Annotated in this window: 10 protein-coding genes and 1 pseudogene; 6 read left to right on the plus strand and 5 right to left on the minus strand. The window is 41.3% G+C overall.

Annotated features, from left to right (window positions below):
- Positions 1-184 precede the first annotated feature (184 nt).
- On the plus strand, positions 185-1,504 hold the full coding sequence (locus H6G14_RS00695) for a dihydroorotase (protein ID WP_190565234.1): 1,320 nt from the start codon (positions 185-187) through the stop codon (positions 1,502-1,504).
- Between the two features lie 1,162 nt (positions 1,505-2,666).
- On the opposite strand, the gene tsaE is transcribed toward H6G14_RS00695, so the two are convergent.
- Positions 2,667-3,125, minus strand: a complete 459-nt coding sequence (gene tsaE / locus H6G14_RS00700) for a tRNA (adenosine(37)-N6)-threonylcarbamoyltransferase complex ATPase subunit type 1 TsaE (protein ID WP_190565235.1) — start codon at positions 3,123-3,125, stop codon at positions 2,667-2,669.
- 302 nt (positions 3,126-3,427) lie between these two features.
- Between tsaE and H6G14_RS00705 the strand changes: the two genes are divergently transcribed.
- From H6G14_RS00705 to H6G14_RS00715, 3 genes and pseudogenes are all read left to right on the plus strand, one after another.
- On the plus strand, positions 3,428-3,667 hold the full coding sequence (locus tag H6G14_RS00705; RefSeq protein ID WP_190565236.1) for a hypothetical protein: 240 nt from the start codon (positions 3,428-3,430) through the stop codon (positions 3,665-3,667).
- Between the two features lie 56 nt (positions 3,668-3,723).
- Positions 3,724-3,965 (plus strand): annotated as a pseudogene (locus tag H6G14_RS00710) (hypothetical protein); the annotation flags it as partial.
- Positions 3,966-4,206: 241 nt separating this feature from the next.
- Complete coding sequence (locus tag H6G14_RS00715; protein WP_190565237.1) at positions 4,207-4,452, plus strand: DUF3592 domain-containing protein; 246 nt, start codon at positions 4,207-4,209, stop codon at positions 4,450-4,452.
- A gap of 10 nt (positions 4,453-4,462) precedes the next feature.
- Here H6G14_RS00715 and H6G14_RS00720 read toward each other — a convergent pair whose 3' ends face one another.
- Positions 4,463-5,833, minus strand: a complete 1,371-nt coding sequence (locus tag H6G14_RS00720) for a gluconeogenesis factor YvcK family protein (protein ID WP_190565238.1) — start codon at positions 5,831-5,833, stop codon at positions 4,463-4,465.
- A gap of 171 nt (positions 5,834-6,004) precedes the next feature.
- On the opposite strand from H6G14_RS00720, the gene ruvC reads away from it, so the two are divergent.
- A complete protein-coding gene (ruvC, locus tag H6G14_RS00725; protein ID WP_190565239.1) occupies positions 6,005-6,496 on the plus strand; it encodes a crossover junction endodeoxyribonuclease RuvC in 492 nt (163 codons plus the stop codon).
- Between the two features lie 29 nt (positions 6,497-6,525).
- On the opposite strand, the gene H6G14_RS00730 is transcribed toward ruvC, so the two are convergent.
- The 3 genes from H6G14_RS00730 to H6G14_RS00740 form a co-directional block, all read right to left on the minus strand.
- Complete coding sequence (locus H6G14_RS00730; protein WP_190565240.1) at positions 6,526-7,806, minus strand: O-antigen ligase domain-containing protein; 1,281 nt, start codon at positions 7,804-7,806, stop codon at positions 6,526-6,528.
- A 64-nt stretch (positions 7,807-7,870) separates the two neighbouring features.
- Positions 7,871-9,268, minus strand: a complete 1,398-nt coding sequence (locus H6G14_RS00735; protein WP_190565241.1) for a GumC family protein — start codon at positions 9,266-9,268, stop codon at positions 7,871-7,873.
- Complete coding sequence (locus H6G14_RS00740; RefSeq protein WP_190565242.1) at positions 9,265-10,293, minus strand: polysaccharide biosynthesis/export family protein; 1,029 nt, start codon at positions 10,291-10,293, stop codon at positions 9,265-9,267. Before H6G14_RS00740 ends, H6G14_RS00735 begins: the two co-directional genes overlap by 4 nt.
- A 350-nt stretch (positions 10,294-10,643) precedes the next feature.
- Here H6G14_RS00740 and H6G14_RS00745 point away from each other — a divergent pair, with 350 nt between their 5' ends.
- Positions 10,644-11,741: a polysaccharide pyruvyl transferase family protein gene (locus H6G14_RS00745; protein WP_190565243.1), complete on the plus strand. Its 1,098-nt coding sequence runs from the start codon at positions 10,644-10,646 to the stop codon at positions 11,739-11,741.
- Positions 11,742-11,777: the final 36 nt, after the last annotated feature.

An 11,777-nucleotide genomic window follows, 5' to 3' on the forward strand; every position in this document is an offset into this window, starting at 1 on the left:
GTTGCTCATTAGTTATAGCTTCTGACTCTAGATTGTTGACCGTAGCAAGTGGTCTGACTCATAAAATAAAAATAATCTTTTTTGTAAATAACTGCAAAAAATTATTACAAAAAGTACTGTTGAGATTGACCTAAACGCATGGTTTTCTATAGTCTATAGCTCCTGGTTGAAAATTGTTAGCCTTATGTCATCTCCACAAAGTTTGCTAATTCGCGGCGCTCGCATCCTTTTACCGAATGGTGAATTTTTGCTGGGAGATGTGTTGACACGCGATCGCCATATCATTGAAGTAGGGACAGACATAGCCAACACTACACCAGCTACAGAGATTGACGCGAAAGGGTTGACTTTGTTGCCAGGAGTCATAGACCCGCAGGTGCATTTCCGCGAACCGGGGCTAGAACATAAGGAAGATTTGTTTACAGCCAGTTGCGCCTGTGCCAAAGGTGGGGTGACTTCTTTTTTAGAAATGCCCAATACACGTCCCCTGACAACTACCCAGGAAGCTTTAGATGATAAGTTACAACGGGCTGCGAGTAAATGTTTAGTCAACTATGGCTTTTTTATTGGGGCAACAGGAGAGAACACACCAGAATTATTAGCCGCGCACCCAACACCAGGCATTAAGATTTTCATGGGGTCGATGCACGGTCAGTTGTTGGTTGATCAAGAAGCTGCACTAGAGTCGATATTTGCTCAAGGTCAACGCCTGATTGCTGTTCATGCCGAAGACCAAGCCAGAATTAACCAGCGCCGTCAAGAATTCGCGGGTATTCAAGACCCAGCAATTCATTCTCAAATTCAAGATAATCAAGCGGCACTGTTAGCAACAAAATTGGCATTAAAACTTTCTAAAAAATATCAGCGTCGGTTACATATTCTGCATATGTCCACAGCCGACGAAGCTGAATTGCTGCGCCAAGACAAACCCAGTTGGGTAACAGCCGAGGTCACACCACAACATTTGGTGATGAACACTGGTGATTATCAGCGTATTGGCACATTAGCACAAATGAATCCGCCCTTGCGATCGCCCCACGATAACGAAGTTTTATGGCAAGCGTTGCGGGATGGTGTGATAGATTTTATCGCCACAGACCACGCCCCCCACACCTTAGAAGAAAAAGCCCAACCCTATCCCAACAGTCCCTCTGGGATGCCTGGGGTAGAAACATCCTTGGCTGTCATGTTGACGGCGGCAATGGAGGGGAAATGTACCGTTGCCCAAGTAGCCAACTGGATGTCCACAGCTGTCGCTGTAGCCTATGGTATCCCCAATAAGGGAGCGATCGCCCCTGGTTACGATGCTGATTTAGTACTTGTTGATTTGAATACATACCGCCCCGTCCTCCGAGAAGAAACCTTAACCAAATGTCGCTGGAGTCCCTTTGAAGGCTGGAACCTCACGGGATGGGCTGACACAACTATAGTTGGCGGTCAGATTGTCTACCACAAAGGCAAGTTAAACACCGAAGTACGCGGCCAAGCTTTAAGTTTCGTGTAGCAAATAATATTCTCTTTTTATGTAATCAGTTGTATTCGCGTAGTCCGTCTCGTAAAGCACGGTAGAAATAGCTTTAACTTGGTCAACTGATTGTTAATATAAGAAATTTTTTCGTAAAGTTTTTGTTTAATTAATTTAATTAATAAGTTAATAATTAGTAACTTTACGGGTATAGATCCTGAATTCGTTTTGGGAACACTTAAGTATGCGGATGGACTGGGCAGTTAGTACGGAAAGTAGTAAGCCTTTTACTTCTCCCCGTTAGCTTTTTGCATTTAACTATCCGGATTTTTTACCAAATAACTGTAGAGAAAAGTAGGGTTAAGTAAACGGGCAAATTTTCGTGAAAACAATGTTTTATACATATAAAAATTTTATCTGCACTTAATTTGTACGTTCTAAAAACCTATTTCTTACATCTCTGATTCTTTAATCCTTCTGGGCGTGGGATTGCTGAGGATACTAACATTACTTAGCAAAACCTAGCAAGAAAATATAAATCAGTATTTGTTCTTGCACAATTTAGAACAAATTTTACAGAGATAATCCAAGGAATAGGTCAATAAGAATCACAATAGTGCAAAAAATAAAAAGACTTTACCAGTATTGACTGATTTAATAAAAGTCTGCTGTAAGCCTTATCAGCTATATGATCTACCAGAGGACAAGTTTATGTCATGTTTAATATCAATCTAATTTTCCGAAAGAGCAGGTATTAAAAACATCTTTTAACTTCCTAGATATCACCTGCATAAAGTTCTTGAAGACACTTAGATTTGATTTTTTCAACCATCTACACCAAGACTGATGATGAGAAGATGCAACCGTAGCTAATCTCAGTAGATGGAAAAAGTAACCAAATGTTCTGTTGAAAAGTAATTCACCGATTTTAAGATTATGAAGGCAATTATGTTAGTGAATTTCTGTGATGAGCGCGGTAGTGGTAGATAGAACGAGTGTGAAATTCTGCCTCGACTATCGGTAAAAATTTTGTCGTTATCATGTGAAGATTGATTGGGTATGGCGTTGATGTGCTGGTAAATTTAGGATAATACTAATGTAATTTGGGGTAACTTTTTTACTGTTTCTACTCAGTGGCAAATAGCCCTAATATTATTACAGTACTAGACAGCTTTTTTACCCAATTCGGAAATAAAGTCGTTCACTTGGTAGCAATTAAATCGCTGATAATGCAATTGAATGGTGTAATTTCGGCTTGACGACTGCCCTCATCGCCATAAGTCAAAAGTACGTTAATGTAGGTACTTGGCTTGTAGGGCATTCGTTCCGACCACTCAATCGCTACAATACCCGGAATTACCTCAATCCCTTCCCAGTAAATTTCTAAATTTAAATTTAATACTTCCTGTGGCTCTAAGCGGTATAAATCTAGATGGTAAAGAGGTATACGTCCTTCTGTGTACTCATTAATCAGAGTGAAAGTAGGACTGACAATGGGTTCAGTAATACTTAAGCCTTGACCCAAGCCTTGTACCAAAGTAGTTTTACCAGCACCTAAATCACCTTCTAGTAAAATCACGCTACCGGCAGTTAAAGTTTCTCCTAAGAGAATACCTAAGTTGAGTGTTGACTCTTTATCTGCGAGAAAAATTTTAGTCATTTGGTCGATATTTCAGTTGTCAGAGACGCGATTAATCGCGTCTGTACAGTTATTGGTTGCTAATAATTTTCTTTTACCCCTCTGCATCTTAACGCCTGTCTTGAAAGAGGGTGTGGGGTACCGGCTCATGATTTTGGTGGGCATTGCCCACCCTACTTATATTTCAAAAATCAAGTATGAGTCCTAATATATAGAAAATGTGGTTTTAAATACGCTATTCCATTAAATTAGTAATATAAAATTTCCATGTGTATGTCATCAGATTACTAAGTTTAATCTAGTCAAAAATTAGGAATGATCTAATGAGTAGAGAAGCAGTTAAAGTCATTTTATGGGAAGAAAATCAAAAGGATTTTGTAAAAAAGTTCTATGATTTACAATTTATTCCCAGAGTCGGTGAGGAAGTTTATTTACAAAAAGAGAGATGGAAAGTAACCAGAGTTGAGCATGATGTAGAAGTTAGTGAGATTAATGTATATATGGAAGTAATTAAAAAAGTCAAGCAGGATAAAGTCAAGCAAGATAAACCGTCTAATTCTTAAATAAAGCTAAGTTTTACTTTTATCAAAGGGAATGTCAACTGGGTTTAATTCTTAAAGATGAACCATTATTTCAGGAACTACAACAACGTCAAGGGACTTCTGCCGGTCGTGCCAAGCTCGGAGAACGTGTCGCTGTTGAGCATTCCCCCACATTGGTCGATGGCAGGGGGAACAAGCTCGTTATGTTGGTTCGCGCAAAAATTTATTTGACCTTCGCCGTACTACCGTCATTCATAATCTTCATGTCCTTGCCAAAATTTTTACTCATACTACTGAGCAGTCTGCTACTTCATCTTGATTACTGAATCGGTGTTCTGTAGGTAGTAGTCTGCCAAGAGAACTTTGCAAGGTTAATAGCAGCAAAAAAATCTCTTTCTCCCCCTGCTCCCTCTGCTTCCCCTGCTTGCCCTAGCCCAGCAATTTTGGGTTGGTGAACTAGTAGTGCGCTAACTCGTTACGTAGAAACTGTTAGACTTGATTTGTAGAAATTTTGAACCAAAACTTCCAGAGAAGCCAAGGAAAGGCAAACCATTCAATCTATGAGTGATACACAGTTTTTACGCCTGTTTGGGTCTATATTCGTTGGCATTGGCAGCATATTGGCTCTTGCAGGCATAATTAGTGGATTCAATACTCGTTCCTTTATTGCCACCTCTGTAACTACCCAAGGAACTGTGATTGATTTAATACAACGTTCATCCACTAGAAATAGAACTACTAGTAGTAGGAGACAAAGGACATCAGTGCAACCATCTACCTTGGAGTTATACCATCTCTTACCATGAGCGATTCTCTTCACTTTCCATGATGCGCTCCACCATACCACTTTAAGAGGACTTTAGCTAATTTTTGGGGATTGTGACGCACGAATCCTGTTTCATCTTCGTACAAAACGTTAGCTAAAACAATTCTTCTCCCTAGTTGAGATACAGCTTCTCTGTCTAAGAAAACAGGATGGGAATCTTGTTGAGCATAACGGATGAGTGATTGGGCTGAGGGAGATTTTTTATGTACTAGAACAGCATCAAACAGCTGTCTTTGTCCACAAGCTGCATCAATGGCGCGAATGTGGTCAGCAACAGTATATCCTTGAGTTTCCCCTGGTTGAGTCATAACATTGCAGACATAAATCCGGGGGGCTTGGGATTGAGCGATCGCATCAGCAATATCTGATACTAATAAGTTAGGAATTAAACTGGTATAGAGGCTACCGGGGCCAATAATAATATAGTCGGCTTCTTTGATAGCCTTAATAGCAGCTGGCAAAGCCGGAGGATTAGCCGGAATGCAACCAATCTTGACAATTTTACCGCCAGCCTTGGGAATGCTCGACTCGCCCTCAATGCGGCGACCATCGGCTAATTCCGCCCAGAGGCGAACATCGCTGAGAGTAGCAGGTAAAACTTGTCCCCTCACCGCTAAGACTTTGGAACTAGCAGCCACAGCCCGTTCCAAGTCACCAGTGATGTCACTCATAGCTGTTAAGAACAAATTGCCAAAGCTGTGACCAGTTAAGCCATCCCCAGCCCGAAAACGATATTGAAATAACTCAGTTAATAACTTTTCTTCATCTGCTAAGGCTGCTAAACAGTTGCGAATATCTCCCGGAGGTAAAACACCGAATTCTTGACGTAACCTCCCAGAAGAGCCACCATCATCAGCGACGGTGACAATAGCTGTAATATTGGCACTATAGGTTTTTAACCCTCTAAGCAAAGTAGATAGTCCCGTACCACCACCAATGACTACTATTTTCGGCCCTCTGTACAAGCGTCGATGGGCTAACAGTACATCAATAAGTTCTTCTTCTGCATCTGGTCTTAAAACCTGAGTAATTGAGCCGACAGTGCGCGTTTGTCCCCAAAGCAACAACAACAAACCACCCAAAATCACCAAAGGGCCACTGATATAGTTGGGTAAAATGTTAGCGACAGCTCCCAAGAAACCCCTAACTAACTCCAACAGCCAAAAAATGGGAGTCAGCTTCACCCAAATAGCTAACCCTAGAATCGCTAGCAACACACCCCCAACACTAATTAGCAACCAGCGTTTTATCGATAATCCAGGGGACAACCATTTGAACCACTGGTTTACCCGATGGGACGTTCGACTGCGCGACTGCTGTTGCAATGCGTTGAGGGCTTGTCTGAGAAAACCGATTGACATACCTGATTCGGAGCCGTGGTACAAACAATAACTAACAGAAAATGCACACTAAATGGTTTTAACACCAAGTATGAAATTATGAAACCTTTTTTTAGTTCCACTTAAACTAAAAGCAAGTCATCAAGGCTGCCAGTATGTCCATCAAACCATAACTTGGTAAAAGATAATTTAATGGAAAAGCGAATTTTAGGATTAGACCCAGGACTGGCAATTTTAGGATTTGGGGCAATTACTTGTACAGCAGGCTTAACCCAACTACAAAGTACAAAAGTTAATGTCTTGGACTTTGGAGTCATCAAAACCTCAGCAGATATGGAGATTGGGCAACGCTTATGTACTTTGTTTGATGATTTGCACACCGTGATTGATAATTTACAACCTGATGTAGTTGCAATCGAAAAACTGTTCTTCTATCGTATGTCAAGTACAATTGTTGTGGCACAAGCCAGAGGTGTAGTGATGTTAGCCTTAGCACAGCACCATTTGCCTTATGTCGAATTTACACCAGCACAGATTAAGCTAGCTTTAACGGGATATGGTAACGCTGATAAATCTGAAGTACAAGAGGCGGTAGCACGAGAGTTAGATTTAGCAGAAATTCCTCAGCCAGATGATGCTGCTGATGCCTTGGCTGTGGCTTTGACAGCTTGGTATCAGATGTGATTTTTTCCCGAACTCAGCCGGAATTTAGATTATTCTTGACAACCGATACCCATTACCAATAGTCCAGGCCAATATAAATATACTAGTATTTCCAAATTTTCCCCAAAGGTATAAAGAAAAAGAATCATCACCACACTCAAGCCAACTTTTGCGCTAGGGCATTTGCTATCCATTGACTTGATTAATAAATAGACGAAGCTTAAACCCATTGGTAGAGCAAGTGCTATAAACCCTACAATTCCTTTAACAAACAACACACCAGCCCAAGTATGATGTGAACCGATGGGCATATGTTCCACAATGTGGGGGCCATCTTCAACTACCCCATGTCCCCAAATAGGGGCTTCTGTTTGCCAGCGATGTACTGCAATTCGCTTGAGTGCCATACGTACTCTTGTAGAACCTGCGCGTGCGGCTTTGAATCCTTCCCAAAAATTATTAAAAGCGAGAATTATTGATGGGGAGAAAATACCCCCCAGGTAGCTGAAAAATCCCAGCCCAATCAAGATTCGTGGTCGATTCAAACCAGAAAGAATTTTTGTTAGTAAGGGAATAATGATTATACAAACCTGAGCTAACCGAGACTTACAAACAAAGCACATCAAGACTGAGCCGATTAATCCAAAGGTGCGCCATTTTTTATCTTTTTCTTGCAGCGCCAGCATAAAGTAAACATTACCCACAAAACCTAACGCAGGCCCCCAAGGTGTAAATAGTCGCCAGCGTAAGTCTCCTGTACTACCGTCTATTTCGTAAAGAGGTACATCAAAAAATTCATTGCCAGGCCCCCCTACTGCTTTGAGTGGCGAAACGTAGAGAATTTGGGGTAAATGCAGAGAAGGGGTTAATAGTAAGAAAGGGGTAATGATGAGGGTATGAAAACCGACAATGCAAACAGCCCGATAAATTATTTGCGGACGGATTTTCAAGCACCCAGCTAAGGGATAGAGAGCCAGCGCCGCCCAACCTTTAGCCCAACCAATGGAAGATTTAATTATTAGACTCGTAGGCAAATTGTAATCTAAATGTCCCGCAATTAAAGCTACTTCCATGAAGAACATTCCCACAATCCAAACCCAAAGAATCCAAGAGATAGTGATTTTTTCCTCCGGTGGTGTGTCCTTGGTTTGAGCCAAAATTTTAATTATTAAAAATAGTAACAGCACCCAACCCATAACGGAGCCGACAACGTATAGTCCACCGAAAACCCAAATATAATAGGTATTAGCGATCGCCCACCAAACAACTTTTTCTGGTACATTCTCTGGCTGGATATCATCGTTTTTGCTTGGTTTAAATAGCTTTAACATTCATTCCTTCCGCACATCCCTCATAACATTAAAAATTGTTCACATCAGCTTCGATTCCGAATTATTAAGATAACCACTTAGATAACTTTTCTATCCAAGGTTTACGAATCCACACCAAGCACAAGCCAAGGGTGGAAAAGATAGAACCAGCCGCAGAGCCAGCTAAAATAAAGCCTTTTTTGGGTGCAGTGGGTTGATCGGGAAGATTAGGTTCTACCAACATCTGCACTAAAGGATAGGCTGCAAAAATATCTCCTTGTCCCAAATCTAATTTGGTGAGGGTAGAGGCAAACATAGCTTCTGCAATCTGCACATCCCGCTTTAGATTTTCTAGAGTAGATTGGCGTTGAGAGAGAATTTCTAACCGTTTTTCTAAACGCTGAATTTCTGAATCTAAAGTTTTTACCTGGGACTGGAGTCCTTTTTGATCAGATTGGTAGGTAACTAAATTCTGAAATAAAGTATCTCGACCAGAGCCATTCACCGCTAAGGCTAAACGGCTCAAGATAGTTGTAGTCATAGGTTTTTCTAAGAGAATTTGACTACGTTCTAGTAGCGCTGCTAAAGCAGCCTCCTGCCTAATTTTTTCCTTTACCACCTGGGGATGGTTGGGGCCATATTTAGTCATTAAAATTTCTAGAGTTGTGGTTGCTTCACTGTAGTCTTTGAGATTCTGTTGAAAAATTTGGTCTACTCGCAGCAAAAAAGCATCTGCGGCTTCTTGGGGAGACAGTCCTATATTTTTAGCTAGCTGCTGTAATTTTTGGCTGGTAGCGTTTTCTTGCGCTCTGGCTTCGGCTCTTTGTCGTCGCAACTGTTCAATGTTAGATGACAAGTTGCCTATTTGATCGGGAAAACTTAGACCCGAACGTAATTTGTATTCCGAAAGGTGCTTCTGTGCTTGTTCTAGTTTTTGTTGAGATGAAAGTAAGGTTTTCTGTGTGGGGGATTTTCGCTGATTGATTTCTCCAGTTCGTAAAACAGTAATCTGATGCACCATCGCCTGATATAGAGCCAGGGATTTATTTTGTGCGTCCTTGGGACTTTTGCCTGTGACTTCAAACTGCATGATTGTACTGTTATCTAACAGTTTGATCCGGGGTTTACTAAATTGTTCTTCTGGTATTTTGGCGATCGCTGCGGCTTTTTTTAAGACTGCTTCACTGGTAAAAATATATTCATAGTTAGCCCTAGCATCATAAGTAGAACTACCAATAGCAGAACTACTAGAAGATGTTGCCTGACCAATTCCTGGTAGGTTGACGTTAACACCAAAACTAGCACCAGAGAGGATTAGGGCGAACTCGCTTGTATAAGTTGGTTTGGTGACTTTTAAATATTGAATGGAAGTTCCCCAGATGAGAGCGTTCCCGGCGATACTGAGAACTGCATAACGCAGCCAACGGCCTGTCAGCAGATTTTTTAACTTGACTATTGGCACAATCAAAAGTTGTCTCTTCATTTGAATAAATCTCGCAAAATTGGAATGGGAGATAAGATTGTTTGGATCACATCCCGGAATTGAACAACTCTTGAGTCATAGCAGGCTACACTATCATTCGCTTTTAAGAAGGGGTTATTGGTATCGTCAGTAGAACGCATCAAAATATCGTCCACACGACGCTCTAAATAAGAAGTTTTCCCGGTTAACTGGTCTGTAGTCACCAAAATAGCCTTTCTGCCGGCATTTGTTCCTCTTGTCCCGCCTGCACAGTTAGCTCCAACCACCGCATGAGAAAAACGAGCGCCGTAATGAAATGATGTGGCATCACGACTAATAGAAGAAGCGCCGTTGCCTGTAGCTGGTACAGTCAAATTGGAGAGAAAAACCTTGACCCCTGTAGGCGTAATTTGCGAGGGACGCACGAGGTCATTATTCATTTTGCCTGAATCGGGAACGATAATGCGATCGCCGGCAATTAATGGCACATCTTCAAAAGGTTCACCAGTAAATATCCCCGATAAATCAATAGTGCGCGTCTCTCCATTACGAATTAACTGCACATTTTTAATGTCAGCTGTGGGTGTAACTCCACCAGCATCACGAATGGCGGCGGCTAAATAACGATTGGGGGGGTATTGTCCAGTTACAGGAACAGGAGGCTGGGTTTTTTCTCCTGGGGAAAGTTCATTAATGAATACTCTTCCCGGTAAAAATGTTGATCCACTGACAAACACCACAATCGGTGACCACTGCACCACATTCACACTTACCTGCAAAAAAGAAGGTTGAAAAAAGCCTCGCTCAATCAAAGCTGTTTTCAGGTTCATCTGTACTTCCCCTGGTTCTAAACCAGCCACAAGCAAAGGCGGTAGATAGGGGATTTCCAGGTTTCCCTCTAAATTCACCTCAAAAATCCCGCTAAACTCCTGGCCTTCCGGAATACTCACTTTCAGGCGATCGCCTGGAGATAGGGGCAAAGCTAAACACGGTGTAGATAGACTCAAGCTGACAAGAATTGTGGTGATAATTAAAGGTTTGGACATAGTAAGACCCAGTATTTTTTATTTTCATGTAATAAATAAGTTATTTTATGGCAATAGATTACGGTAATAACAATAAGTAAATATCTCAGTGCCGATATATACTTTATTCTTTTCAAAATTTTAGAATCAGAATAATTTCTCTATGATTAAATAACTACTTATTGTAGCTGTATCTCAATATTTGAAATACGTAATAAGACGGATAAAAATTCACAAATAAAATTACTTTTATGTAATTACACCAGATATTTTAAACTCTAAAATTAATCAATAACCAGACTTTTTTATACTGATATATCCCAGGAACATGAGAAGAGAGTAATAGAGATTCATCACTCTGTTAATTAAACATGGGACTCATCGTTGGTTTAGTAAATACTTATTCGACTTTAAATATTGGTGATGCGGCAATTTATAGCGCTTTAGCTGCTTTAGCATCTGGGGCGGAAGTTGTAGCCAAATTTTCAGATACAACACCGGAATATATCCCAGGATTGCAGATTCTGCCGGAGCTTGGGCGTTGTGATGCCTATATTAGTGTAGGTGGTGATATTTTCAATAATGCCCGTGAAGGTTTGATTACCAAAACTTTCATTCGGAATTTGTTGGAGTTAAGGCGATCGCCTAAGCAAACATTTCTCTTTGGACAATCAATTCCGCGATCGTGTCACGGCTTGAGTTTTCAGGCTCTAGCTTGTTCTTTACGAAAGTTGGCTGCTGTCTGTGTCCGCGATGTGGAAAGTCATAAACGTTTAACTCAAGCGGGAGTCAAGGCCATTCTTTCCTTTGATGCTGCTTTTAGCCTTTGTGTCAGTTCCCAGGCGCAAACGCAAGCAAAGCAGATATTCCAGACTCTAGAAATCATGCCAGAGAGGGCAGCCTTAATCTCACTGCGCGCCTTTGACTCGATGTATAGCCATGACAATCAACAATTTCAACGCCAATTAGTTAACCTGTGCCGTCAACTCTGGGAACGTCAATATCAACCTGTATTAGTGATTCAGTCCCAAGCTTACGGTGCAGATAACGATTTAGCTGTAGCAGAGGAAATTTCTGGGCAAGTACCACAACTGAAAATATTCAATCCCTTTACGGTAAGTAGTGACCTAGCTAAATGGGAATTGGTGATGGGTGCGTTGAGTATTTCTCCTGTGATTGTCGCCATCCGTTATCACACAGCCGTCTTAGCCCTAGCTAGTGGGCGAGTTCCTTTTAATCTCTACTACTCCAACAAAGGCCGAGACTTAAGTGAAAGACTGGGAATCCCTGGATGCAGTCTAGAGGAGTTTGATGTGGATGCTTATATAGATGCGATCGCTCATACTTCTGAGCAGACATTTGACCATGTAGCCATTCGGACTCAAGTGCAGAAAGATTTTAATGAGTGCTTTCAAAAGATAGAAACAAGCTTCTTGGCGTTGCCAGGATTTAGGGGTGTGAAAGTGTAAGCGAAAGAAAGATTTCTCTCAACCCCTATCCCCCCT

The organism is Nostoc parmelioides FACHB-3921 (assembly GCF_014696625.1).
GTDB classification, from domain to species: Bacteria; Cyanobacteriota; Cyanobacteriia; order Cyanobacteriales; family Nostocaceae; genus Trichormus; species Trichormus parmelioides.